The organism is Pseudochrobactrum asaccharolyticum (genome assembly GCF_003314995.1).
GTDB classification, from domain to species: domain Bacteria; phylum Pseudomonadota; class Alphaproteobacteria; order Rhizobiales; family Rhizobiaceae; genus Pseudochrobactrum; species Pseudochrobactrum asaccharolyticum.
The window spans coordinates 515,839-540,108 of the sequence record NZ_QNRH01000001.1 but is presented as its reverse complement, the minus strand read 5'-3'; the positions used below and the strand labels follow the sequence as shown (position 1 = coordinate 540,108).

The 24,270-nt window shown below is 49.5% G+C and carries 23 protein-coding genes, 2 tRNA genes and 1 pseudogene; 15 read left to right on the top strand and 11 right to left on the bottom strand.

Going from position 1 to position 24,270, the window contains the following annotated elements; translation table 11 throughout:
* Nucleotides 1–168: 168 nt before the first annotated feature.
* Nucleotides 169–1,398, top strand: a complete 1,230-nt coding sequence (locus tag DFR47_RS02465; RefSeq protein WP_113942805.1) for a hypothetical protein — start codon at nucleotides 169–171, stop codon at nucleotides 1,396–1,398.
* 128 nt (nucleotides 1,399–1,526) lie between these two features.
* Here DFR47_RS02465 and aspS read toward each other — a convergent pair whose 3' ends face one another.
* A complete protein-coding gene (aspS, locus tag DFR47_RS02460; RefSeq protein ID WP_113942804.1) occupies nucleotides 1,527–3,314 on the bottom strand; it encodes an aspartate--tRNA ligase in 1,788 nt (595 codons plus the stop codon).
* Nucleotides 3,315–3,583: 269 nt separating this feature from the next.
* Between aspS and rnd the strand changes: the two genes are divergently transcribed.
* Both rnd and DFR47_RS02445 read left to right on the top strand, forming a co-directional pair.
* Nucleotides 3,584–4,738 (top strand): ribonuclease D, encoded by a 1,155-nt coding sequence (gene rnd, locus DFR47_RS02450; protein WP_113942802.1) that lies wholly within the window; start codon nucleotides 3,584–3,586, stop codon nucleotides 4,736–4,738.
* Between the two features lie 2 nt (nucleotides 4,739–4,740).
* On the top strand, nucleotides 4,741–5,280 hold the full coding sequence (locus DFR47_RS02445; protein WP_113942801.1) for a dihydrofolate reductase family protein: 540 nt from the start codon (nucleotides 4,741–4,743) through the stop codon (nucleotides 5,278–5,280).
* 36 nt (nucleotides 5,281–5,316) lie between these two features.
* On the opposite strand, the gene ppx is transcribed toward DFR47_RS02445, so the two are convergent.
* On the bottom strand, nucleotides 5,317–6,840 hold the full coding sequence (gene ppx / locus DFR47_RS02440) for an exopolyphosphatase (RefSeq protein ID WP_113942800.1): 1,524 nt from the start codon (nucleotides 6,838–6,840) through the stop codon (nucleotides 5,317–5,319).
* Entirely contained in the window at nucleotides 6,837–9,041 is a 2,205-nt protein-coding gene (locus tag DFR47_RS02435; RefSeq protein ID WP_113943198.1) for an RNA degradosome polyphosphate kinase, read from the bottom strand. Before DFR47_RS02435 ends, ppx begins: the two co-directional genes overlap by 4 nt.
* Nucleotides 9,042–9,422: 381 nt before the next feature.
* Between DFR47_RS02435 and DFR47_RS02430 the strand changes: the two genes are divergently transcribed.
* Together DFR47_RS02430 and DFR47_RS02425 are read left to right on the top strand one after the other, a co-directional pair.
* Nucleotides 9,423–9,680, top strand: coding sequence for a zinc-finger domain-containing protein (locus tag DFR47_RS02430; protein ID WP_113942799.1), 258 nt, complete (start codon nucleotides 9,423–9,425; stop codon nucleotides 9,678–9,680).
* A gap of 293 nt (nucleotides 9,681–9,973) precedes the next feature.
* Nucleotides 9,974–11,212, top strand: coding sequence for an FAD-dependent monooxygenase (locus DFR47_RS02425; protein WP_113942798.1), 1,239 nt, complete (start codon nucleotides 9,974–9,976; stop codon nucleotides 11,210–11,212).
* A 9-nt stretch (nucleotides 11,213–11,221) separates the two neighbouring features.
* Here the strand turns inward: DFR47_RS02425 and DFR47_RS02420 are convergent, their stop codons facing one another.
* Entirely contained in the window at nucleotides 11,222–11,644 is a 423-nt protein-coding gene (locus DFR47_RS02420; protein WP_113942797.1) for a VOC family protein, read from the bottom strand.
* Between the two features lie 130 nt (nucleotides 11,645–11,774).
* Between DFR47_RS02420 and DFR47_RS02415 the strand changes: the two genes are divergently transcribed.
* The gene (locus tag DFR47_RS02415) at nucleotides 11,775–12,302 is read left to right on the top strand and encodes a GNAT family N-acetyltransferase (RefSeq protein ID WP_170137426.1); all 528 of its coding nucleotides are present in this window, start codon (nucleotides 11,775–11,777) and stop codon (nucleotides 12,300–12,302) included.
* A 16-nt stretch (nucleotides 12,303–12,318) separates the two neighbouring features.
* A complete protein-coding gene (locus DFR47_RS02410) occupies nucleotides 12,319–12,681 on the top strand; it encodes a VOC family protein (protein ID WP_113942795.1) in 363 nt (120 codons plus the stop codon).
* A 6-nt stretch (nucleotides 12,682–12,687) separates the two neighbouring features.
* Here the strand turns inward: DFR47_RS02410 and DFR47_RS02405 are convergent, their stop codons facing one another.
* Nucleotides 12,688–13,092, bottom strand: a complete 405-nt coding sequence (locus DFR47_RS02405) for a GNAT family N-acetyltransferase (RefSeq protein ID WP_113942794.1) — start codon at nucleotides 13,090–13,092, stop codon at nucleotides 12,688–12,690.
* A gap of 89 nt (nucleotides 13,093–13,181) precedes the next feature.
* On the opposite strand from DFR47_RS02405, the gene DFR47_RS02400 reads away from it, so the two are divergent.
* Nucleotides 13,182–13,559: a glyoxalase superfamily protein gene (locus DFR47_RS02400; protein ID WP_113942793.1), complete on the top strand. Its 378-nt coding sequence runs from the start codon at nucleotides 13,182–13,184 to the stop codon at nucleotides 13,557–13,559.
* A 55-nt stretch (nucleotides 13,560–13,614) separates the two neighbouring features.
* On the opposite strand, the gene DFR47_RS02395 is transcribed toward DFR47_RS02400, so the two are convergent.
* From DFR47_RS02395 to DFR47_RS02375, 5 genes are all read right to left on the bottom strand, one after another.
* Entirely contained in the window at nucleotides 13,615–14,385 is a 771-nt protein-coding gene (locus DFR47_RS02395) for an amino acid ABC transporter ATP-binding protein (protein WP_272906686.1), read from the bottom strand.
* A 169-nt stretch (nucleotides 14,386–14,554) separates the two neighbouring features.
* Nucleotides 14,555–15,709, bottom strand: a complete 1,155-nt coding sequence (locus DFR47_RS02390) for an amino acid ABC transporter permease (protein ID WP_113942792.1) — start codon at nucleotides 15,707–15,709, stop codon at nucleotides 14,555–14,557.
* 1 nt (nucleotide 15,710) lies between these two features.
* Nucleotides 15,711–16,904, bottom strand: a complete 1,194-nt coding sequence (locus DFR47_RS02385; protein ID WP_113942791.1) for an amino acid ABC transporter permease — start codon at nucleotides 16,902–16,904, stop codon at nucleotides 15,711–15,713.
* A 347-nt stretch (nucleotides 16,905–17,251) separates the two neighbouring features.
* Nucleotides 17,252–18,283: an amino acid ABC transporter substrate-binding protein gene (locus DFR47_RS02380; RefSeq protein WP_113943196.1), complete on the bottom strand. Its 1,032-nt coding sequence runs from the start codon at nucleotides 18,281–18,283 to the stop codon at nucleotides 17,252–17,254.
* A 291-nt stretch (nucleotides 18,284–18,574) separates the two neighbouring features.
* Entirely contained in the window at nucleotides 18,575–19,408 is an 834-nt protein-coding gene (locus DFR47_RS02375) for a phosphatase PAP2 family protein (RefSeq protein WP_113942790.1), read from the bottom strand.
* Nucleotides 19,409–19,706: 298 nt separating this feature from the next.
* On the opposite strand from DFR47_RS02375, the gene DFR47_RS02370 reads away from it, so the two are divergent.
* From DFR47_RS02370 to DFR47_RS22320, 7 genes and pseudogenes are all read left to right on the top strand, one after another.
* Entirely contained in the window at nucleotides 19,707–20,885 is a 1,179-nt protein-coding gene (locus DFR47_RS02370) for a cystathionine beta-lyase (RefSeq protein WP_113942789.1), read from the top strand.
* Between the two features lie 189 nt (nucleotides 20,886–21,074).
* Nucleotides 21,075–21,151 (top strand) — tRNA-Pro (locus tag DFR47_RS02365).
* A 98-nt stretch (nucleotides 21,152–21,249) separates the two neighbouring features.
* On the top strand, nucleotides 21,250–21,555 hold the full coding sequence (locus DFR47_RS02360; protein ID WP_170137425.1) for an ETC complex I subunit: 306 nt from the start codon (nucleotides 21,250–21,252) through the stop codon (nucleotides 21,553–21,555).
* A gap of 25 nt (nucleotides 21,556–21,580) precedes the next feature.
* Nucleotides 21,581–21,657, top strand: a tRNA-Arg gene (locus DFR47_RS02355).
* Nucleotides 21,658–21,846: 189 nt separating this feature from the next.
* Nucleotides 21,847–22,593, top strand: coding sequence for a GGDEF domain-containing protein (locus DFR47_RS02350; RefSeq protein WP_113942787.1), 747 nt, complete (start codon nucleotides 21,847–21,849; stop codon nucleotides 22,591–22,593).
* A gap of 99 nt (nucleotides 22,594–22,692) precedes the next feature.
* The gene (locus DFR47_RS02345) at nucleotides 22,693–23,073 is read left to right on the top strand and encodes a hypothetical protein (RefSeq protein ID WP_113942786.1); all 381 of its coding nucleotides are present in this window, start codon (nucleotides 22,693–22,695) and stop codon (nucleotides 23,071–23,073) included.
* A gap of 35 nt (nucleotides 23,074–23,108) precedes the next feature.
* Nucleotides 23,109–23,222 (top strand): annotated as a pseudogene (locus tag DFR47_RS22320) (cysteine hydrolase); the annotation flags it as partial.
* 97 nt (nucleotides 23,223–23,319) lie between these two features.
* Here DFR47_RS22320 and DFR47_RS02340 read toward each other — a convergent pair.
* Entirely contained in the window at nucleotides 23,320–24,156 is an 837-nt protein-coding gene (locus DFR47_RS02340; protein WP_113942785.1) for a hypothetical protein, read from the bottom strand.
* Between the last annotated feature and the right edge of the window lie 114 nt (nucleotides 24,157–24,270).

Sequence of the window (24,270 nt, the reverse complement as noted above, 5' to 3'; positions counted from 1 at the left end):
GTTATTTCGTCAAAAATACAACGATTATGACGGCAGATTTTCTCTGATACCGAAGTGTGACTTGCAGTGAAATAAAGTCACTGTTACGAAAAAGCCAAAATTGTCCTGTTATAGACAATCCAAGTATTTCGCATGTAAATATAGGCAAACATCCCAAGGAGCCTTCCTATGCCGGTTATGAAACCGCTTTATACAGCTGCACGCACTCTTTCCGTTGCTACAGCACTCACTGTAATCTTTGCAGGTTCAGCTTATGCGCTGGACGGAAATGATGTTGCAAAGCGTCTGCAGGCTCGTTTTGAGGAACAGGGCACGAAGATTGCATTTGGTAAAGTCGAAACAGACGGTACAACCGTAACGCTGCGCGACACCAAAGTAACCGTTCCGAACTCCGAAATCGGTGAGCTTCCTGTTGGCGATATCGTTCTGAAAGATGTCGCTGAAGATGGCAAAGGCGCTTACACCGCTGAAACAGCAACTTTCCAGGATTTCTCGAAGACCGATGACAAGACCAAAATCGATGTAAAAGGCATCGAAATCGGCAAAATCTATCTGGCAGCTGACAATGAAGAAGATGTCATTGCCAAGATGATGGCCTACCAGACTTTCAAAGTTGACAGTCTGGTTGTTGCTGAAGATGGTCAGGAAATGGCTAATATTAAAGACATTTCTGCCAAATCGTCTGCCTATACCAAAGGCACACCGATGACTTACGAATTCGGTGTTAAATCCATTGATCTCGACATTGAGAAAATGGAAGAAGTCCGCAAGAAGTCGGAAGCAGAATCAGGCGAAGCCACACCAAATCCGATGATTGACCTCGGCTACAAGCAGCTGAAAATGGCGATCACCTCCACTGGCTCATGGGAACCTGAAAAAGGTGACCTCGTCATGGACAAGATGGAATTTGACGTTGCTGATCTCGGCAAGTTTGACACCACACTCAAACTGGGCGGCTATGATACAAAGTTCATCAAAGCCATTCAGGAAGCCAATAAGAAGCTTGCTGACAGCGGTGAAAACAACGATGCAGCAACAATGGCTATGCTTGGTCTGATGCAGCAGCTGTCAATCGGCGGCATCTCCTTCCGTTATGACGACGCATCCCTGACTCCTAAACTGCTTGAATACTACGGCAAACAGCAGGGTATCAGCAGCGAAGACATGGTCAACCAGATCAAAGGCATTGCACCGCTGATGGTTGGCTATCTCGGCCATGCGGATTTCGCAATTCAGGCAACTACTGCCCTCAACACCTATCTGGACGATCCAAAGTCCCTGACAATCGCTGCGAAGCCGGATGCGCCTGTATCCTTCGCTCTGATTGCTGCGACTGCAACTGCTGATCCTAAGAAGCTTATTGATCTGCTGGCTGTTAAGCTGACAGCTAATCAGTAAGATCGACAGATCTTCGATTACAGAAAACCCGGCCTTTGAGCCGGGTTTTTTATTGTCCAGTTTACAGGCAATAAAAAACGCCGCATCTGATAAGACGCGGCGTTTAAATCATCTAACCTGCTGGCAGGTTAGTCTTTTTTGATCGGGTTCACACGGATGTGCAGATCACGCAGCTGAGCCGGAGTAGCTTCAGCAGGCGCCCCCATCAGCAGATCAACAGCCTGCTGGTTCATCGGGAACAGTGCAATTTCACGCAGGTTCTGCACGCCGCAAAGCAGCATAACCACACGATCGATACCGGCAGCCATACCACCATGCGGAGGTGCGCCATACTGGAACGCACGGTAGAGACCACCGAAGCGATCTTCCACATCCTGCTGGCTCAGGCCAACCTTTTCAAAGGCTTTGACCATAACTTCCGGCAACTGGTTACGGATAGAACCGGATGCCAATTCATAACCGTTACAGACCAGATCATACTGGTAGGCTTTGAGCGACAGCGGATCCTGCGTTTCCAGCGCTTCCAGACCACCCTGCGGCATGGAGAACGGGTTATGGGCGAAGTCGAGCTTCTTGTTATCTTCATCCCACTCATAGAACGGGAAGTCGATGATCCAGGCCAGTTCAAAACGATCACGGTCTGTGAGGTTCAGTTCTTCACCGGCACGGTTACGCGCATCACCGGCAAATTTGTAGAATTTCGACGGCAGACCGGCAACGAAGAAGCAGGCATCGCCATCTTCCAGACCCATTTGGGTACGGATTGCTTCAACGCGCTCTTCACCGATATTCTTAGCAATCGGGCCAGCGCCTTCCAGCTTATCGCCTTCTTTACGCCAGAAGATATAGCCGAGACCCGGCTGACCTTCACTCTGTGCCCATGAGTTCATGCGGTCACAAAATGCACGTGAACCACCAGTTTTGGCCGGAATTGCCCAGACTTCAACCTTAGGATCATTCGCAATCATGTTTGCGAAAACCTTGAAACCGGAACCGGCAAAATGCTCGGTCACACCCTGAATTTCAATCGGATTACGCAGATCAGGCTTATCCGAACCATAAGTGCGGATCGCATCATCATAAGCAATACGACGGAAGTTCTGGGTTACAGGCTTGCCATCAGCAAATTCTTCGAAAATGCTGCGCATAACCGGTTCCATTGTCTCCCAGACTTCTTCCTGAGTGACAAAGCTCATTTCCAGATCGAGCTGGTAAAACTCGCCATAGAAACGATCTGCACGCGGATCTTCATCGCGGAAGCAAGGTGCGATCTGGAAGTAGCGGTCGAAACCGGCAACCATCAGCAACTGCTTGTACTGCTGCGGTGCCTGTGGCAGCGCATAGAACTGACCATCATGCAAACGGCTCGGCACGAGGAAGTCGCGCGCACCTTCAGGCGAAGACGCAGTCAGGATCGGCGTTGAAAATTCATTGAAGCCGATTTCGTTCATATGACGGCGCATCGCTGCAATGATCTTGGTGCGCTTCATAATGTTCTTATGCAGCGTATCACGGCGTAGATCGAGGAAGCGGTATTTCAGACGGATATCTTCCGGATAGTCCGGCTCACCAAACACCGGCAGAGGCAATTCTTTAGCAGCGGCCAGAACTTCGATCTCTTTGGCAACCACTTCGATTTCGCCGGTTGGCAAATTCGGATTCACAGCTTCACCGGCACGGGCGGTCACTTCACCGTCTACGCGGATAACCCATTCACCGCGAACGGTTTCAGCGATTTTGAATGCCGGGCTTTCCGGATCAGCAACGATCTGGGTCAGACCATAATGGTCGCGAATGTCGATAAAGAGAATACCGCCGTGATCGCGGACACGATGAACCCAGCCGGATAGACGAACTGTCTGGCCGACATCCGACTTGCGGAGGGCTTCGCAGGTATGGCTGCGGTAACGATGCATGTTTTCTGCCTTCAGAAGAGTGGTAATAAACGTAAAATCAAAGATCAAAATCTGATTTTTATGTTGTCGGACAAGCGCATTTTGGCCGCAAAAAGTCAAGTGTCAGACCATTCTGCAGCCAAATTGATTCATTCTGTATGTTCTATAACTGCTCTTGCCTGTGAGCAACAGACAACAGCGCCTTCAGAATTGTAGTAAAGTCACAAGATATGTAATTTTTAAACTTAGTTTTTCGCGACAAAGCAATTGTGATTGGTTATAGAAAAATAATGGAACTGATTACGACAACACAGGGTCTTGAAAAGGCCGTTTCACAGCTTTCAAAATCTGATTTTGTCACTGTGGATACCGAATTCATTCGCGAAACCACGTTCTGGCCGGAGCTTTGCCTGATCCAGATGGCATCGCCGGACACAACTGCATTGGTGGACGCACTGGCACCGGGCATTGATCTCAGCTCTTTCTTCGCTCTCATGGCGGATAAATCTGTTGTCAAAGTTTTCCACGCCGCCCGCCAGGATATAGAAATCGTTTTCCATCTCGGAAACCTGATCCCTGAACCGGTGTTTGACACGCAGGTTGCAGCGATGGTTTGCGGCTTTGGCGATGCGATCTCCTATGATCAGCTGGTTGCGCGTATTACCGGCGTTAATCTGGACAAATCCTCCCGCTTCACCGATTGGCGTCGTCGCCCGTTGAGTGACAAGCAGCTGGATTATGCACTGGCCGATGTTACGCATCTGCGCGATGTCTATCTTTACCTGCAAGACCGGCTGACCAAAGAAGATCGCAACGACTGGGTAAGCGAAGAAATCCGCATCCTTACGGCGCGCGAGACCTATGACATGCATCCGGACGATGCATGGAAGCGTCTGAAAATCCGCCTGCGTAAACCTGTTGAACTTGCTGTTATGCAGAAAGTTGCAGCATGGCGCGAACGTGCTGCACGTGAGCGTAATGTGCCGCGTGGTCGTGTGATCAAAGACGATACGATTCAGGAAATCGCCCAGCAACAGCCGCGCGATGCCGAGGCTTTGTCGCGCTTGCGCACAGTGCCGAAAGGCTGGGAGCGCTCCTCCCATGCGCAAGGTTTGGTTGAAGCAATCAATGAAGCGCTGAGCATTCCTAAAGAAGACCTGCCACGCCTGCCAAAGCAGCATAATGCACCGGAAGGCACCGGAGCAGCTTCGGACGTGCTCAAGCTTCTGCTCAAAATTATCACCGAAGATCATGGCGTGGCACCGAAAGTCGTCGCCTCCTCCGATGATATTGATCAGATTGCGGCTAAGGGCAATGCAGCGGATGTAGCGGCTCTGAAAGGCTGGCGCCGTGAATTATTCGGTGAAAAAGCACTGCAGATGATCGAAGGCAAAATCGGCATCAAGTTTGAAAACCGTAAGATCAAAGCTGTACCGCTGGATTGAACATGAGTGACAAGATCAAAGTCAGCGTCTTTCTGGGTATCAGTCTTGATGGTTATATTGCCGGTCCTGACAATGATCTGTCATGGCTGTCGATTGTCGAGACCGATCCGCCAGAGGATACCGGTTATAATGCGCTAATGGCTGATGTTGATGTGCTGGTTATGGGGCGCAATACCTATGACACAGTGCTCACCTTCGGCTTCTGGCCTTATGAGGGCAAACAAGTAGTAGTGCTGACCAGCCGCCCGCTGACACCGCTCTATGGTGAAACCAGCTTTAACGGTACACTCAGTGATCTGCTGCCGGAACTGACAACACGCGGTCTGAAACACGTCTATCTCGACGGCGGCAATGTTGTGCGGCAAGGTTTGCAACAGCAACTGGTTGATGAACTGACTTTAAGCTGGGTACCGGCCACAATCGGCAAAGGTGTGCGGCTGTTTGAAGGCGATATGTCCATGAGCCGGTGGAAACTTACGGGTCAGCAAGCTTTTCCAAGCGGCTTGGTGCAAGCCCGATATAAATTCGATAAAGCAATGTAATAAAAAGGCCGGATTTAATAATCCGGCCTTTTTATTTTATTCAATCACGAAACGAAGCGTCTTGCCGGTTACCTTAGCCAGCACATTCAACCGGTTATCCAGTCTCTCTGAGACCAGATCGCGATAGGCATCAGGCACGACCAGCGCCAGTACATCGCCTTCCTGTCGCCATTTCAGCTGCGGAATCACATCCGGCATCGACGCCGACAACAGATAGACCACACGCAACAAAGCACCCAGAACCCGCGCACGCTCGCGCAAACGCGGAGTAGCAATGCGGATAATCTCCGGCGCAACATCATCATCCATCACACCTTCATGACGGTAATAATTGGCCAGCGCCATATAAGCGCGCCCCGGATGGTCAATCCCGATGAAAGAACCATGGGCGATGATATTCAGCGCCTGCGGACCGCGATAGTCAGGATGCGCGCGCCAGCTGATATCCGCCAAGAGACAAGCAGCACGACGATCACGCCCCTCGTCTTCAGTCTCATCGTAGCCCAGCTGTTCAAAGGCATAGCCTGTCCAGTCGGCCAGCTCATGCGCATGGCGCGGGGAACGCGAACGCAAGACCGCCTGCTCTTCCGCTGCCGACAGCAGAGGATCAAGCCGCTGCTCTTTCTTGGAAAGCAGCGAATACAAATAGCCCTCACGCACACCCATCGCCGAGAAGACAATTTGTGCCGGTTCCATGCGCTTCACAACTTCCATCAGCACTGTCGCACCATAGGACAACAACTGTCGACGGTTTTTGGACACGGCCTCAATGCCGCGCATATGATCAATATCAAACCGCGCCACTCGATAAAGGAAGTGATAGGCATCTTCCGGATCCATGGCATAGCCATGCATAACATGCAGCGGATAATGTTTGGCGCTCATATGCAGCTTGGCGAGGTTTCGCCATGTACCGCCAACCGCATAGAATGTACGACCTTTACCTTCTTTCAGGAAGGAAACATCGCCGACATACTTACGGGTAATCTTGGCCGCTTCGGTAATCTTGCCGCCGGACATATCCTGAAGACGCAGACCACCAAGCGGCAAAGTAATACCGCTGCCAATGGCCTTATCCGGATTATCGCCATGCACATCAACCAACTCAAGGCTGCCGCCGCCAAGGTCACCGGCAATACCGTTCGGGTGATGAAAGCCGGAGATAATCCCCATAGCGGAATAATAGGCTTCTTCGCGGCCGGAAAGAATCTGGATGCTCTCGCCCAGAATTTCCTCTGCGCGCGTAATAAAATCCGATCCGTTTTCAGCCTCACGGGCTGCGGCAGTCGCAATCGTATAGATTTTTGTTGCACCGGCCTGTTTGGCGAGCGCACGAAAACGCCGCAGCGCCTCAAGGGCGCTGGCGACCGACTTATCATTCAGACGTCCGGTTTGAGCCAGCCCTTTGCCAAGACCGCTCAGAATTTTTTCATTAAAGAAAATCGTCGGCGCACGCACGATACCTTCATAGATAACCATACGCACGGAGTTGGAACCGATATCAATGACTGCAACCGGTTCCAGACCTTTTAAACGGCCCTGTGCCACGGACAAAGTCATGCGTTACGGTTTCGCTCTGCGCGCACGCGGTTATGACGCGCAATCAAACGCGGTGCTGATGACTTCAGAGACTTGCCGCGGCCGGACAGGCTTGGATTTGTCATGAAATATTCCTGAGCGTTAAAAGCTTCTTCCCCGTCCACGGGTTTAATCCGCTTGGAGGTTCCGTCTGAAAGTACCTCAAAGCTTTGTTGATTATCGTAGAGATTTGCAAGCATAATCTGCGATAAAATCTGTTGATGCACGGTCACATTTGTAACAGGCACCAGCGTTTCCACGCGGCGATCAAGGTTACGCGGCATCATATCGGCTGAACTGATATAAACAATGGCCTCTTTGGACGGCAGGTCCTGCCCGTTACCAAAGCAATAAATGCGCGAATGCTCGAGGAAGCGACCAACAATCGACTTGGCGCGGATATTGTCTGACAAACCAGGCACTTGCGGACGCAGACAGCAAATACCGCGTACAACCAGATCAATCTGCACCCCTGCACTGCTGGCTTTATAGAGCGCATCAATAATCTGCGGATCAACCAGCGAATTCATTTTCAGCCAGATTGCAGCCGGACGACCAGCCTGAGCGTGCTCGATTTCATCAGCAATATGCTTGAGAATACGCTTGCGCAAAGAAAACGGTGAGATAGCCAGTTTCATACCGTCCGCAGGCTGCGCATAACCAGTGATGAAATTAAAGATATGCGCCACATCGCGCGCTGTATCCGCATCGGATGTAAAGAACGACAAGTCGGTGTAAATCTTGGCGGTAATCGGGTGATAATTGCCGGTGCCAAGATGCACATAGGAGCGCAATTTTTCATCTTCACGGCGCACCACCAGCGACATTTTCGCATGTGTTTTCAATTCGATAAAGCCGAATACCACCTGCACACCGGCACGTTCCAGATCGCGTGCCCAGCGAATATTCGCTTCCTCATCAAAGCGAGCTTTCAGTTCCACCAGCGCTGTTACCGATTTACCGGCTTCAGCGGCATCAATCAGTGCGCGAACAATCGGTGAATTGTTGGAAGTACGATAAAGTGTCTGCTTGATCGCCAGCACATTCGGATCAAGCGCAGCCTGACGCAAAAACTGCACCACGACATCAAACGACTCATATGGATGGTGAACGACAATGTCCTTCTCGCGGATTGCCGCTAAGCAATCGCCGCCATGTTCACGGATACGCTCCGGAAAACGCGGATTATAGGGAGTAAATTTCAGATCATCGCGCGGAATGGCAACCACTTCCGAGATCATTGTCAGCGCCAGCAATCCGGGCAGAACACTGACACGGCTTTCGGAGACACCGAGTTCCATCGTCATGAAAACCCGCAGCGCTTCCGGCATATCACTGTCGAATTCAATGCTGATCACCTTACCGCGACGGCGGCGCTTCAAAGCGGTTTCGAAATGGCGCACCAGATCTTCCGCGTCTTCTTCTACTTCAATATCGCTATCGCGAATGATGCGGAATGTACCGGCACCACGCACTTCATACCCTGGAAACAACCGTTCGATGAACAGGCTGACGACATCTTCCAGCGTAATAAAGCGATAGGTTCCGGCTTCTGACGGCACTTGCACAAAACGGCTCAGTGCGACCGGCAGGCGCAAAAGCGCAACCATCGGATGCTTATCGGTAATACGCGACAATTGCAGCGCCATCGAGAAACCGAGGTTCGGAATAAACGGAAACGGATGTGCCGGATCGAGCGATAAAGGTGTGAGAACCGGAAAAATCGTATCGAGGAAGTGATGTTCCAGCCACTTCTTATCGTTTTTCTTCAAACGGTCAGAGCGGATAATCTCGATATTTTCCTGCACAAGCTCCTTACGCAGCATTTGCAGTGTTTCCTGCTGCGCGGCCTGCAATGTGGCAACTTCTGCCAGCACAAAATCCAGCTGCTCCTGCGGCGTGCGGCCATCAGCCGAGCGCGTGGCAACACCGGCACGCACCTGCCCTGCAAGACCGGCAATACGCACCATGAAAAATTCATCAAGATTGGCAGCAGAAATCGACAGAAAGCGTACGCGCTCCAGCAGCGGCTGATGCTTATTAACAGCTTCGGCAAGAACCCGCTTGTTAAATTGCAGCCATGAGAACTCGCGATTTACAAAGCGCTCCGGACTCTCAGACAAAGGAGGCACTGTGTAATCAGCGCCATTGGGTACAACTGCAACAACATCTGTTTTGGCCATCAATGCCGGCACATTACCCACAGGTTCAGCTTCTTTCAGCGAGCCATGACTTTTTCTATGCGACACGTTTAAAACCCCTTTGAAATCGCCGCGTAGTCCGCGCGATATTCGATCCTCAAAACAGTGATCCTGTTACGGTTCGTTTGTGTATTCTGCATGACAAATTCTTAACAAAGCGGAGATTAAAGCGGAAACGATAAAAAACACTTCCGCTCCTGCTCTATTCGCGATACATCAGAGCAAATTTATGCGTCTGAGCGGTGCCGGATTAAGGTTATTTCCGCTATCACTCTCACGCTTTGTTGTTACCACATGAAGGCAAGGAGTGATTCCGCTCTGCGCTTTGATGTTATAAGGTGATGCAATCACTGGAGTTGTCCCATGTCAGATCATATTATTCCTCATTTCCAGAACGATGCTGGTCACAATGCCATCAGCATCGGCGTTAAAGAATTCATGTGCGTTGGCGCTAATCCACCATTCGACCACCCGCATGTCTTCCTTGATATGGGCGATGAAGAAGAAGTTGTCTGCCCTTATTGCTCAACCCTTTATCGTCACGATGCATCGCTTGGCGCAGAGCAGACTGTGCCTGCCGGTTGCACATATAGTGACCCTGTGGTTGCAGCAGCGGAATAAATCCGCTTACAGCATAATTCCTTAAACCTGGATCAGTTTAAGGTAAAATTATGCTGTAAATATAAAGTTTTAGAGCGAGTTTTGTGCGTCCAAGTGGGCGTACGGCGCTCTAGCCGTTGTGAAAAAGCGCCCCGTTTTCACCTTTGAATATGAACCGGAATCATAGTGCGGCATAGTCTGCTGATCTATTTTTCCGGCTCGTATGACTGCAAAGATCAGAGCGGGAATTGTTCGCCGGATCGGTTTTTCCGTTCAGACAGTTCCGGCTCATGCTTTATTAGTTTGAGGGCGCCATGCAAAATCAGAACGATCAGCGTATTCTCATTTCCGGTGCCGGCCTTGCCGGTATGACCACGGCTCTGGCACTTGCTGACCGTGGCTTTTCTGTTTTGATGATGGAAAAAGCACCTGCTCTTTCTGAAGTGGGTGCCGGATTGCAGCTCGCACCAAATGCCACCCGTCTGCTTGAGCGTCTGGGTGTGATGGATGATCTGCTGCCACAGGCCGTCAGCCCTGAAGCGCTGTATCTGATGGACGGCGTAAAAGCGCAACCACTGATCCGCATGGAACTTGGGAGCCAGGCTGCACAGCGCTGGAATGCACCTTACATTACCTGCCATCGTGCAGATTTGCAGGCTGCACTGCTCAAGGCTGTTCGTGCGCATCCGAATATTACTCTCCACCTTGGCGCGAATGTGCTGTCGCATCATATTGCTGCCGACAAGGTGACGATCCGTGTCGATCATAATGACCAGATCAGCGATTATAGCGGGCAATTGCTGCTCGGTTGCGATGGTGTCTGGTCTGCCCAGCGCGCCGGTATCAATCAGCAAAACAAACCGGCGGACGAAAGCCGGGCACGGTTTACCGACCATATTGCATGGCGCACCACCCTGCCGATTGAGCAGGTTCCGCAGAGCTTCCTCTCGGCACTGAAAGATCAGCTCAGCGTTTCCGCATGGCTTGGTCAAGGCGCCCACCTGATTGCCTATCCGATTAAAAACGGTAAAGCCTATAATTTTGTTGCCATTACCGATGGTGAAGATATCGGCACCAGCTGGGATATGAAAGGCGACAGCGCAGCGCTGATCCGTAGCTTCAGCGGCTGGTCGCAAGCTGTCGGCGATGTGCTGCAAGCCGCACCGCAATGGACATTCTGGCCGATGTTTGAAATGCCGGAGCCGAAGCTTGTTATAGACAAGCGCCTGATCCTGCTTGGCGATGCCTCCCATGCCATGACACCCTTTGCAGCGCAGGGCGCGGCAATGGCCATTGAAGATGCTGCCTCTCTGGCCGCCCATCTGTCACCGGAACAAAGCGACCATAGCGCTGCCCTCGCCGCCTTTGAAAAGCAGCGGTTGGCACGGATTGCCAAGGTTGCCCGTCGCGGCAAGCTCAATCGCTTTGCCTATCACGCCAGCGGGCCCGTTGCTCTTGGCCGCAATATCATGTTCAAACTGCGTAAGCCGGACGATTTCCTGCGCGATCTCGATTGGCTCTACCAATATGATGCAGCGGATATTACGGCCTGAAACATCGTTTTATCCCTGCGGCATAGCCTGTTTGGCAGCTTCCATATCCATCCACATCACTTCCCAGATATGGCCGTCGGGATCTTCAAAACTGCGGCCATACATAAAGCCATAATCCTGCACCGGTGACGGATCTCCCCGCCCGCCTGCAGCGATTGCTTTATTAATGAAGTCATCAACTTCCTGTTTCTCAGCAGCAGAAATACAGACCAGAACCTCGCTCACTGCACGGGCATCCGCGATGCTTTTCGGCGTGAACTGGCGGAATTTCTCATGGGTCAGCAGCATGACATAAATTATGTCCGTGAAAACCATGCAGGATGCCGTGTCATCGCTGAACATCGGGTTCTTTTGCGCCCCGACAGCTTCATAGAACGCTGTCGCCTGTGCGAGATTGCTGACGGGGAAATTGACAAAAATCTGCCTGCTCATTTTTCTCTCCTCCTTTAATTGACCGCATCAGAGCGATCCTCGATTTTAGCGCGCTAATACTTTTTATTTAAACTTGCGGCAGTTTCAGCATAATGCAAGAAAATATACGAATTTGGGCGGGAGGCCGGATTTGATAATTTACCGTGACGCGAAGGCCACCGACGCGCTAAGACTTGCAGCTCTTTCCATTGAGGTTTGGCTGAGTACCTATGCCAAAGCAGGCATCAGTGATGTTTTTGCAGATTATGTTTTGCAGCGTTTTACGCCGCTCTATTTTGAGCAGATCATCACGGAAGGTGCAAAGCAGATCATTCTTGCGGAACAGGATGACCATCTGCTCGGCTATATTGTCATTGATTATCAAGCTGCGTTGCCTGAAAGCTTGGATGCGTTGACAACAGCCACAGAGATCAGCACGCTTTATGTCAGAGCCCGACATAGCGGAAATGGCATTGGCTCCGCCCTCATGCAGCAGGCCAGAGAGGCCGTCATTGCCAGAAATGTCAGCCATATCTGGCTTTCCGTCTTGCATGATAATTACCCTGCATTAAACTTCTACAAGCAACAAGGTTTCCAAAGGCAAGGCACAATCTGGTTTGAACTGCCGGGTGAGCGCCATGAGAACTATGTGCTGACACAAGTGGTTTTGCCTGCCTGAAAAAGAGGAGAGCACTATGCCGATACTCGGACTGGATCATATTCAGCTTGCTATGCCTGCGGGTGGTGAAGATAAAGCCCGTGCATTTTACGCACAGATTTTAGGTATGGGTGAAGTGACAAAACCGGATAATCTTATCGAGCGCGGCGGATGCTGGTTTGAATTGGGAACTGTCAAAGTGCATCTGGGTGTTGAGCGCGGCTTTGCCCCCGCACAAAAAGCACATCCGGCTTTTCTGGTCGATGATCTGGCTGCATTTTTGACTATGCTCGCGCAGCATCAGGTAGAAGCGACCGAGGATGAGCCACTGATCGGCTATCTCCGTGCCTATATCAATGACCCGTTTGGCAACCGCATTGAGCTGATGCAAAAGCTCTGAACGTGATTATGGTTGCTGAAACATCAGACAGGAAGAACCTCTGACAAAGCCCTGTTTTTCATAAAACGGAATTAACCGTTCAGGGCAGTAGAGTTCAAAGCTCTGAACTTTTTGCAGATCAGGGTGCCGGATAATGCGTGAGATTATTTCCTGACCAAGTCCCTGCCCGCGCGCGGTTTCATCAATGATCACGTCAAAAATCAGCGCTTTAAATGTATAGTCCGTCAGTACACGGGCAAAGCCAAGCACACGATGCTGCGTATCACAACAAGCGATAATCACATCGCAATGCGCGAGCATATTGATCACATCTTCATAAGAGCGGTTCTGCGTCCACCATTCCTTCGAATAGAGCGCATACAAACTCTGATGATGTTTTTGCTCCAGCCGCTCCAGCCACTGATGTTGCAAATTCTCTCTCCTGAATTCAGCTATCTTTTTAATATGAATTTTATAGACAAGATTTATAATCCGTCGCGAAACACACCGGAGAAAACTTCATGAAATCCGTTCAGTTTGAACAGGTCTGCCCGATTTTCCGAATCTTCGACATTGATAAAGCCAAAGAATTTTATCTCGACTATCTTGGCTTTCAATGTGACTGGGAACACCGTTTTGCAGAGAATATGCCGCTTTACATGCAGGTTTCGCGCGGCAATCTGGTGTTGCATCTCAGTGAACATCATGGTGACGGCAGCCCCGGCGCCAATATTTTTGTGCGTATGCAGGGGATTGATAGTCTGCATCAGGAAATCAGCAGCCGCAAATATCGTTTTTTACGACCCGGCATCGAAACACAGTCATGGGGTCGGGTTCTGGCTGTGATTGATCCTTTCGGCAATCGTATCCAGTTTTGCGAAGGCCCGCATGACGAATAGATAATAAAAAACACCCGCAATGAAAATTGCGGGTGTTTTAATATGTTTCTGAAAATTAGTGCAGGATCTGGCTGAGGAACAGCTTGGTACGCTCGTGCTGCGGATTGTCGAAGAATTCGGCTGGCGAATTCTGCTCAACAATCTGCCCCTGATCCATAAAGATCACACGGTTGGCAACCTGACGTGCAAAGCCCATCTCATGGGTTACGCAGATCATGGTCATACCTTCTTCAGCAAGACCAACCATCGTATCCAGCACTTCCTTGACCATTTCAGGATCAAGCGCAGAGGTCGGCTCGTCGAACAGCATAATGCGCGGCTTCATGCACAGCGAGCGGGCAATCGCCACACGCTGCTGCTGACCACCGGAAAGCTGACCCGGATATTTATTGGCCTGTTCCGGAATCTTCACGCGTTCCAGATAGTGCATCGCAATTTCTTCTGCCTGTTTCTTCGGCATTTTGCGAACCCAGATCGGCGCGAGTGTGCAATTTTCCAGAATTGTCAGATGCGGGAACAGATTGAAATGCTGGAACACCATACCTACTTCGCGGCGCACTTCATCAATCTTTTTCAGATCATTGGTCAGCTCTTTGCCGTCCACAATGATCTGGCCTTTCTGATGCTCTTCAAGGCGGTTAATGCAGCGGATCATAGTTGATTTGCCGGAGCCGGATGGCCCTGCAACAACAATACGCTCACCGCGCATCACGCGCAGATTAACGTCGCGCAACACATGGAATTCACCATACCATTTATGCATTCCGACAATATCGACTGCGACATCGGTTTTGGATACTTCCATGATTGCTCCCGTTTCTTCCATCGTCGGCTTCAGCAAAGCGCCCGATTGCATGCTCATTCTTTATTCCCTCACTGATCATCGGCCTGTTACAGGCGGATGATTTCCCAATTGCAAGACCCTGCTCAAGCGAGCAAAGCCATCTCCGTATTCGTGCAGCCTTGCAGAACCCCATCCCGGTTTCTGCAACGGTTTACCGATGGCCCGTATCCAGCCTTCTTTCCATATATAGCGAATAACGCGACATACAGAAACAGAAAATCCAGAATACAAATCCGGCAAAAACAAGACCCGTCGCCGGTGTCTGCGGTGTTGCCCAAGTGGCATCCGAAAAATTCTGCCTGACGATTCCAAGCAGGTCGAACATACCAATAATGTAAACAAGACTTGTGTCTTTGAACAAGCCGATAAACGTGTTCACAATCCCCGGAAGCGCAATTTTCAGCGTTTGCGGGATGATAATGAACAAAGTTTTTTGCCAGTAGCTCAGTCCGAGCGAATCCGCTCCCTCATACTGCCCTGACGGAATGGCCTGCAATCCGCCGCGGATCACCTCCGCCATATAGGCTGAAGCAAACAGTGACACACCGACCAGCGCACGCAAGAACTTATCGAAATTAGTGCCGGGCGGCATAAACAGCGGCAACATCACACTGGCCATGAACAGCAATGCGACCAGCGGCACACCACGAATGATCTCAATAAAGATCACACAGAATGCCTTGATCACCGGCATATTAGAACGACGCCCTAAAGCCAGTAAAATTCCCATCGGCAATGATACGCTGATACCGACCAAGGACAGGATCATTGTCACCAGCAAACCGCCCCAGAGCGAGGTTTCGACATAGCGCAGGCCGAAAGAACCGCCAACCAGCAGAAAATAGGTAAAAACCGGAAAAGCGATAAACAGCAAAAATGCATTCAGTTTTTTATAAGGCAGTTTTCCGATCAGCATCGGCACCAGCAGGATCACAAAAACCAGCGTTACTAATTGCACGCGCCAGCGTTCATCAACCGGATAGCGCCCGTAGAGAAATTGCTGAATTTTAGAATCGACAAATGCCCAGCAAGCACCAGACCAACCTTCCGGTTGCAAACCGCCCTGTACTGTTGTCGTGCAGAATGTGCGATCTGTACCAACCCAGACAGCATTAACGAAAAGCCAGTTGATCAGCCCCGGTAAGAACCAGACGATCAGCGATATTCCCATAACTGTTAAAACAGTGTCTTTCGGGCCCGAAAACAGATTTTCCTTTAACCAGGATGCAATCCCTTTTTCACTGGCTGGTGCAGGCATCGGTTCCACCATTTTCTGGCGAATATATTGGTAGTTTGAATCTGTCATCTTACCGCTCCACCAATGCCATTTTTGCATTAAACCAGTTCATAAAACCCGATGTAACCAGACTGATCCCAAGATAGACAGCCATCCAGATCGCGACGACTTCCACCGCCTGCCCTGTCTGATTGAGGACGGTACCACCAACCGCCATCAAATCCGGATAGCCAATGGCGATCGCCAGAGATGAGTTTTTGGTCAGGTTAAGATACTGGCTGGAAAGTGGCGGAATGATAATCCGCAGCGCTTGTGGCACCACAACAAGCCGCATAGCCTGAGGTCTGCGCAAGCCCAATGCTGCGGCGGCCTCTGACTGACCTTTATTGACGCCTTTAATCCCGCCACGCACAGTCTCGGCAATAAATGATGCCGTGTAGAATGACAGCGCCAGATAAAGCGCCAGAAATTCCGGTTTTACCTGCGCTCCCCCGGTCAGATTAAAAGAGCCGAGTTTTGGAAAATCAAAGCTAACCGGCATGCCTGTTATGCCAAAGGTGAGTGCCGGTAATCCTACCAGGATTGCAATAGTGACACGCCAGAACGGAAATATCTGTCCTGTCTTGGCCTGACGCAAACGCGCCCAACGATGCATGATAAAGACGGCAATCACAGCGACAATGAATGCCGCTAAAGTGAGCCATGCTTTCTCCCCCCAAATCATTGCAGGAAAGAAAAAGCCGCGCTTGTTCAGATAAGTATCGAATGGCAATGCATAACTGCCGCGTACATCCGGCAGAACGGACAATACACCGAAATACCAGAAGAAAATCACCAACAACGGCGGGATATTACGAAAAATCTCCACATAAATCGTGCAGATTTTAGCAATCAGCCAATTGCCGGAAAGTCGCCCGATACCAACCAGAAAGCCGATGATGGAAGCAGTGATAATCCCTAAGATAGCAACATAAAGCGTATTGAGCAGGCCGACCAGAAAAGCTCTGGCATATTTTGAATCAGCATCATAGCTGATCAAGGTTTGACTAACGTCAAAGCCTGCACGGCTGTTCAAAAATCCAAAGCCTGATGCAATATTCAATCGCTGCAGATTTGCAGCCGTATTTCCTATTATCCAATAAACCAAAGCAAAAACTGAAATGAAAACAACAGCCTGATAAAACAATCCGCGAATTTTCGGATTATTCAGGAGAGCGACCTGCGGTTGCTGTTGTTTGCCGGTTACGGCGCTTTGATCTGTCATGCGCACCTCATTTTCGGCTGTCAGACATTGACCGATGTATGAAATGTCCCCTGTAGTTTTCGTCTGCAGCCGGATTATAAAATTATAAATATAAAACAGGGACTACGGTCATGCGGGCTGGTGCCGGTCAGTGCGGCACAATTCTTCAGCCTATTCATATTTCACGCTGTTTACCGAAAACCGTGTCACGGCTTCGCTATATGCTTTTCAACTTTCATCATGCCAACAGGTGCCGACAGATTCATGCGATTTAAATTAAAACGATAAAATATAATAAATTCAGGTACAAAGGACTGCCCTGCATCACACATTGTGATGCAGGTACATTTTCAAATAATGTTAAGATATCAGCGGATCGGAATACCGTACTGCAGACCGCCTTTGGTCCACAAAGCATTGATACCGCGTGCAATTTTCAGCGGGCTGCCTGTACCGATATTGCGTTCAAAAATCTCGCCGTAATTGCCGACATTCTTGATGATCTTCACAACCCAGTCATTTTCAAGCCCGAGATCAATACCGATCTTGGTTTCAGCCTCGGTTCCCAGAAGACGTTTGATTTCCGGAGAATCCGACTTCTTCATTTCCTCGACATTGGCCTGTGTAATACCGGCTTCTTCTGCATTAAGCAGCGCATTATGCACCCAGCGCGCGACATCGGCCCACTGAGCATCGCCCTGACGGACAACGATACCAAACGGCTCTTTGGAAATGATTTCCGGCAGAACCATGTGGTCATCCGGATTGGCAAGCGACAGACGCACGCCATAAAGGCTGGACTGATCGGTGGTGTAAGCATCGCAGCGGCCGCTGTCATAAGCGGCATTCGCCTCTTCGATTTTCTCGAAGACCACCGGATTATATTCCATCTTATTGGCCTTGAAATAATCGGCCATATTCATTTCAGTTGTTGTACCCGCCTGCACACAAATTGATGCGCCGGAGAGCTGCAATGCTGATTTAATATCCGGAAGCTTCTTACTATTGACCATAAAACCCTGGCCGTCATAGTAGTTCACACCGGCAAATTCCAAGCCCAAAGACGTATCACGGCTGATCGTCCATGTGGTATTGCGGATGAGAATATCAATTTCACCGGATTGCAGCGCGGTAAAGCGCTCTTTCGCATTCAACGGTGTAAATTTAGCCTTGGTTTTATCGCCAAAAATCGCCGAAGCCACTGCACGGCAATAATCCACGTCAAAGCCGGACCACTCACCTTTATCATTCGGTGCCGCGAAGCCCGGAAGACCGGTATTGGTTCCGCATTGCACAAAGCCTTTTTTCTTCACATCATCCAATGTGCCGGCAACTGCTACAGAGGTGGTAAAGGTCAAAGCAGCCAGACCGGCCAGTTTGAGGAAAGTTGACTTTCTCATATGATGCTCACCCTCTTTATCGTTAAACTTATAATCAGCATTCAAAAATCAATTTTGCATTCTGTATCATCCGTACGAAAGATTATTACGCCGGATATTCTAACAGTCTTAGCAGGTTCAACCGAGCGGATTCATCCGTCAGTTCAACCCGCTATCCGCTTCGATCAAAGGCGGATGCCTATAAACTCCTCCTATCGAAAGCTATTATTTTCGACAGGTCAAGAGCGTAGACACGGAAAAGTGTTCAGACCAGACTATAGTGCTAATAACAGAGCTTGCTAATTGGCCTGCTTAAACAACGACCTGTTTGATTTTTCTGGTGATTTTAGCTTTAAGAACCGGAAACAACTGCCCCTGTTCCAAGCGGAACAGCAAGCCGCATTGCGCCAGTAAACGCGCCAGAATCAAAGTCGTGACGGCACCGATCGTGAAACCGACGAGAACATCGGTCGGATAATGTGCCTGTACAAAAACACGGCTCACAGCAATCAGAGCCAAACCTGCATAGGCAACAATCCGAAAGCGCGGGAACCACAAAGCCAGCAATGTAGCCAGAACCGCTGCAGTGCAGGCATGCCCCGACGGAAAGCTCACATAATGATAAGTGAAGTCAAAAGGCTTAAAGCCGAATGGCCCAATAGTATCAACAAGATGCGGTCGCGGACGTCCGACAATATATTTAACGATATTGACTATGATTCCCGCGCTTAGGATTGCCGCAATGGCAAACATCGCTTGATGCGCTATTGTACCCAGACGGCAATAATAGTGCTGAATTTCAGGAACCTTCAGGCGAAAGCCCTCCTGCATCCTTACTCTGCTACGCATAACGAACATCACAATAATGACGACTAATGAAAGAGCAATATAAGGCGTCGCTAAAACGAGATTTGTCACTTCCCGCAGCATCAGGAAAGGAGGCCAGTCCGATGCAAAGGCCTGTCGCGACAGCGTAGCATCAAAAGGCAATAAGGCCACCGCTCCCATGAGAGTGACAAGCACTATAACGGTCAGAACCACTGGCCATAACTTAGTTTCAGCACTAATTTCCTGTTCAGAATTCCGGCGCTTAATACCTGCCTGCCATGCCATTTTCAGTTCTGAAATCTCGTATTTTAAACTCATCAACCACTCGCGTTCACAACAAAGATGTTAGTTTGAATACAAATCTGAGGCAGTAATTTCTTCATCTTGGAAATTACTGCCTCAGATTTGCGTTTTAAGGAGAATAAAGCCCTCGGCAAAAAACAAGGATTATGCTCTAGTCCTGTTATCCGGTCTCATCTCCAATCAGACAGGCATACAGAATCAAACAATGTGTTGAAAAATAAATGTTTTTCAACAAAAGGCTTCCGTATTTCTGCCTGCAAATATGAGACTCATTTATGTAAGTGCAGACTAACAAGCAGCAGGAGGCGTTTTTATGGTCAAATCAGGAAAACCGGCAGGAAATTTAGGTATCAACACAATGCTCGCGCATTGCGGCAATAATCCCTATGAATTTCATGGTTTTGTAAACCCGCCGGTCGTACGCGCTTCCACTGTGCTGTTCAAAGATGCTGAAACCATGGCATCACAGAACCAGAAATACACCTACGGCACGCACGGCACGCCGACAACCGATGCTTTATGTCAGGCGATTGACCAGTTGGAAGGTTCCGCAGGCACTTTGCTGGTACCATCCGGTCTTGCGGCAGTGACTGTACCTTTGCTTGCATTCCTTGAATCCGGCGATCACGTCTTGCTGGTAGATACAATTTACAATCCGACACGCCGCTTTGCAGACTCTATGCTGAAGCGCCTCGGTATTGAAGTTGAATATTATCCGCCGCATATCGCCGGTGATATTGCTGGTCTGATCCGCCCGAATACCCGTGTTATTTTCACAGAATCACCGGGCTCCAACACATTTGAAATTCAGGACATTCCGGCCATTGTCGCGGTTGCCCGTGAACATGACATCATTACCATGATGGATAATACCTGGGCGACACCGCTATACCTCAAAGCGCTGGATTTCGGCATTGATATCAGTATTCATGCAGGCACCAAATATCCTTCAGGCCATTCTGATGTGCTGTTCGGCATGATTTCTTCCAATGAAAAATGCTGGAAACGTCTGGAAGAATCCTACACCGCCCTTGGCATGTGCGTTAATTCCGATGACGCCTATCAAATTTTACGTGGCTTGCGGACTATGGGTCTACGTCTCGACCATCACCAGCAAAGTGCATTGACCATTGCCCGCTGGCTGGAACAGCAGCCACAGGTTGCCCGTGTTCTGCATCCGGCGCTGGAAAGTCATCCGGATCATGCTTTGTGGAAACGTGACTTCAAAGGCGCCAGCGGTGTCTTCTCTATCGTTCTTGCTTCCGGTGGAGCAGCAGAAGCCCATAAATTGCTCGACAATTTGCAGCTGTTTGGCCTTGGCTACTCATGGGGCGGTTATGAAAGTCTGGCGGTTCACGTTTATCTCGGCGATCGTACCGTTGCGGCACAGAGTTTTGAAGGCCCCGTGATCCGCCTGCAAATCGGTCTTGAAGATACTCAGGATCTGATCAACGACCTGAAACAGGGACTCACTATCGCCCTGCCTCAGTGAAATGGTTTTTGTTTAAAAACACGGTGTAATCATCCGCAAAAACCGTAACCCATCAAAAGAGGAGACAAAACAGTGCTTTTGTCCCCTCTTTTATAGTGTGACATTCATGCATTTTCGGTCAAAACCGTTGTTTTGCCTCTTGCACTTCTGCACTGAAAATTCTAGACACGTCTTGTCCCTCGAGGATAACGGAGCGTAGCGCAGCCTGGTAGCGCACCTGATTTGGGATCAGGGGGTCGGAGGTTCGAATCCTCTCGCTCCGACCATGACAAATACTGATTTTTATAGTAATTTTTGTCTCTCGTTTAACAGACCAGCAAATCTGAAATTTGACGGTCGCTTTTGTGCCCTGAGGTATATGAATATGGTTGCCCGTATTTATCGTCCAGCCAAGACTGCCATGCAATCCGGTAAAGCGAAAACCGAAGCCTGGTTTCTTGAATATGAGCCTGAAGTTGCCCGCAAAATTGAACCGCTGATGGGTTACACATCTTCCCGCGATATGAAGAGCCAGATTCGTATGAGCTTTGAAAGCCTTGAAGAGGCTCTCGCTTATGCGCAGAAATACGGCATTCCTTACCGCATTGAAGAGCCTAAAGAAGCCAACCGCCGCAAGGTCTCTTATACGGATAATTTCCGTTTCGACCGTCAGCAGCCTTGGACTCACTGATTTAAGCACCGCGACTGATATTTGCGGTCCCGTAGCTCAGCTGGATAGAGCACCGGCCTTCTAAGCCGACGGTCACTGGTTCGAATCCAGTCGGGATCGCCATTCAATGTCTCTTTGACGACACTGAATTTCAGTTTTTTTCTGCCTCCCTCTCCCACTATATCTTCATTATTCGTATCCGGCTTTTATGACAGTGATTTCCGCATGGTTTCACTATTGCAATTTATCGCGCTGTGATAAGACGACGGCGTCAAAATTTTTTGCAATTTTTAAAGTCCCGAAGCATTTATCATGATCAATTATTGGCGCATCTTAGCGAAAGCAGTTTTGACTGGTGTGCTCGCCCTCACATTTACACTGCTGATAACCAGTATTTTTGTGCCGATGATGGGTGGTCAGCTCGCAGGTGCCGGACTGGTCATGACGATTGTATGCCCTCTGGCCACAGCAATCCCGATGTCTGCGCTTCATTATCTTAATTCCGAGCGGCTCAGAATTGCGAAGAATGAGGCACTCAAAGCGAAAGATGCATTAGAACAAGCCAATATATTGCTCCGGAAACTCGCGAGAGAAGATAGTCTGACCGGCGTCCTTAATCGCGCGACATTTCTCGATGAGTTTTTTGCACTCAGCAAAACCGGACAAGCCGGAGGTTTGCTGTTTATTGATCTGGATTACTTCAAAACCATCAATGATACTTACGGCCATGCCACCGGTGATGCTGCCTTGCGGCGTCTCGGACAATTATTGAAACGACTGACTGAGAAAAAGGCAATTACCGGCAGATTGGGCGGCGAAGAATTCGGGGTATTTATTAAAAATGCCCATCCCGATTACATATATAATTATGCAGAAGAACTGCGTGAAAAGATCAGTGCCTTACGCATCGTCGCACCCAATAATGAGAATGTCAGGATAACCGCCAGTATCGGGCTAACTATTTGTGACACAGCCTTCAATCCTGAGCGGGCATTACTTGAAGCAGACAAGAAAATGTATTTGGCAAAACGTCAGGGGCGCAATCTTATTATTGCTTAACAATAATTATCTGCTAACACCGCAGTTTCGCAAAACTGCCTGCACCACAGGCAGAAATCAGATTTTATCCCGTATAATAATATTAAAAAGGTAATCCTGATGGCTCAGGCAAATTCCTCCTCCCGCTCCATGGTTCTTGCGATCGTTGGCGCCCTCGCCCTTGCAGGCGGCCTTTACATGCAGTTAGGCACCAGCGCAGTATCCTCTGCCGATCAGCAGCGCTGTGAGAAAATTATTCTCGACACTTACGGGAACAGCGAAGAAGCAAAAAATGCGTTGCTGCCAAAATGCAATGAACCAGGCATGGTCGCAATGATGGATGCAAAGGCCAATAATTCAAGTGCAGCCAGCGCGGCTCAGTCTATAGCTTCGGCCAATCAGTCCGATATCGGCTCCAATGCCCTGAGCTTTGGCTTGATCGGCGCAGGCATCGGCCTTCTGCTGGGCGGTGTCGGCACTTTGTTGCGTCGTAAAAAATAAGCTCATACTATCCGGCAGACCTGCAGGTTCTGCCGGATTATAAACTGATTGCTGACGGTCACATGACGGCGGACACTGAAACGCTGGACGGATTTGATGCGGGTGAAGCTACGATCACCGTCAAACCCGCCGCTGACATTACATTCTGACCACTGTAGATTTTACAGCCACCAGCGGAATGCATTTAGCCGGAATATGTCCGGCTCACACTCTTCATATAGCACTCATGAACCGGTTCCTGCTCCGTCAGAAAACCAATGAAATACCGGCAACCGGACCATGTTCCGTGACATTCCACTTGAAGCTATGGCCGAGAATATCCCCGCCTTCATAATCCTGATACAGCGCCCGATAGCCGAAGCGCAGTAAAGCCGGCTGATTGAAGATATGTGTACGGTAACCGAGATAAGCCTGCCCCTGAGCGCTCAAATCAGTACCTGCACCAAAACCGCCAATATCGGCCTCAGCAAACAGATTCCAGCGATCGCTCAAATCAGCCTGAATACGGGCTCCGATAAACGGATCTGTCCATTGCAGCTTCCGCTTCTCTGACCAGCGATCCAGCATGAAATCGACTTTGAGCTGGGTCCAGCGCACACCGGCAGTCGGTTCAATTGCGAAGACCCGTTGCCCGCCAAAAACAGTCTCGCCCTCCAGCGGCATTTCATAGGCTCGGAAGAAAGCACCGGCAGACAAAGACGTCATGGTGATATCTGCACCCAAGGTTTGAGAATGGAACTGCTCATCCTGACTGGTTTTCGTATATTGCCCGTCAAAATAAACACCATAAAGCCCGTTGGTGACTTCGATATTTCCCATAGCGCTGAAATCAAGATTTTTGAAAATATCCGAAAAAGGCACATCAATATCTGTTCGACGCCCGAGAATATTCGCATGGCCATCCAGTGAGGCCGCCCAAATATATGGACTGACTATCACCCTCCAGCGCCGCTCATCAAATTTACTGACGGGTTGCGGCGTTAATATATCAGCCGCAATAGCCTGCCAACTGATCACACTGACAGTAATTATACATGCCGCTAATATAACATGCGCAGCGCTCTTACTTGATAAACACTTCATGTTTTTGCTGCCCCTCAATAAGTATTTACTTTAAAACAATAAATCAGCAATATTTATATTTACATCTTGTAAAATCCGGCAAATAAAATCAAGATTAAATCAAATTCTTCAATA

Excerpts from the sequence above, each read along its gene's own strand:
- DFR47_RS02360 (WP_170137425.1), top strand. The coding sequence starts at position 21,250 with ATGGTTGCCCGTATTTATCGTCCAGCCAAGACTGCCATGCAATCCGGT.
- DFR47_RS02410 (WP_113942795.1), top strand. The coding sequence starts at position 12,319 with ATGCCGATACTCGGACTGGATCATATTCAGCTTGCTATGCCTGCGGGT.
- DFR47_RS02395 (WP_272906686.1), bottom strand. The coding sequence starts at position 14,385 with ATGGAAGAAACGGGAGCAATCATGGAAGTATCCAAAACCGATGTCGCA.
- ppx (WP_113942800.1), bottom strand. The coding sequence starts at position 6,840 with ATGACTTTGTCCGTGGCACAGGGCCGTTTAAAAGGTCTGGAACCGGTT.
- aspS (WP_113942804.1), bottom strand. The coding sequence starts at position 3,314 with ATGCATCGTTACCGCAGCCATACCTGCGAAGCCCTCCGCAAGTCGGAT.
- DFR47_RS02445 (WP_113942801.1), top strand. The coding sequence starts at position 4,741 with ATGAGTGACAAGATCAAAGTCAGCGTCTTTCTGGGTATCAGTCTTGAT.
- rnd (WP_113942802.1), top strand. The coding sequence starts at position 3,584 with ATGGAACTGATTACGACAACACAGGGTCTTGAAAAGGCCGTTTCACAG.
- DFR47_RS02385 (WP_113942791.1), bottom strand. The coding sequence starts at position 16,904 with ATGACAGATCAAAGCGCCGTAACCGGCAAACAACAGCAACCGCAGGTC.
- DFR47_RS02465 (WP_113942805.1), top strand. The coding sequence starts at position 169 with ATGCCGGTTATGAAACCGCTTTATACAGCTGCACGCACTCTTTCCGTT.
- DFR47_RS02375 (WP_113942790.1), bottom strand. The coding sequence starts at position 19,408 with ATGAGTTTAAAATACGAGATTTCAGAACTGAAAATGGCATGGCAGGCA.
- DFR47_RS02425 (WP_113942798.1), top strand. The coding sequence starts at position 9,974 with ATGCAAAATCAGAACGATCAGCGTATTCTCATTTCCGGTGCCGGCCTT.
- DFR47_RS02370 (WP_113942789.1), top strand. The coding sequence starts at position 19,707 with ATGGTCAAATCAGGAAAACCGGCAGGAAATTTAGGTATCAACACAATG.
- DFR47_RS02435 (WP_113943198.1), bottom strand. The coding sequence starts at position 9,041 with ATGGCCAAAACAGATGTTGTTGCAGTTGTACCCAATGGCGCTGATTAC.
- DFR47_RS02420 (WP_113942797.1), bottom strand. The coding sequence starts at position 11,644 with ATGAGCAGGCAGATTTTTGTCAATTTCCCCGTCAGCAATCTCGCACAG.
- DFR47_RS02390 (WP_113942792.1), bottom strand. The coding sequence starts at position 15,709 with ATGACAGATTCAAACTACCAATATATTCGCCAGAAAATGGTGGAACCG.
- DFR47_RS02430 (WP_113942799.1), top strand. The coding sequence starts at position 9,423 with ATGTCAGATCATATTATTCCTCATTTCCAGAACGATGCTGGTCACAAT.
- DFR47_RS02340 (WP_113942785.1), bottom strand. The coding sequence starts at position 24,156 with ATGAAGTGTTTATCAAGTAAGAGCGCTGCGCATGTTATATTAGCGGCA.
- DFR47_RS02380 (WP_113943196.1), bottom strand. The coding sequence starts at position 18,283 with ATGAGAAAGTCAACTTTCCTCAAACTGGCCGGTCTGGCTGCTTTGACC.
- DFR47_RS02345 (WP_113942786.1), top strand. The coding sequence starts at position 22,693 with ATGGCTCAGGCAAATTCCTCCTCCCGCTCCATGGTTCTTGCGATCGTT.
- DFR47_RS02350 (WP_113942787.1), top strand. The coding sequence starts at position 21,847 with ATGATCAATTATTGGCGCATCTTAGCGAAAGCAGTTTTGACTGGTGTG.
- DFR47_RS02400 (WP_113942793.1), top strand. The coding sequence starts at position 13,182 with ATGAAATCCGTTCAGTTTGAACAGGTCTGCCCGATTTTCCGAATCTTC.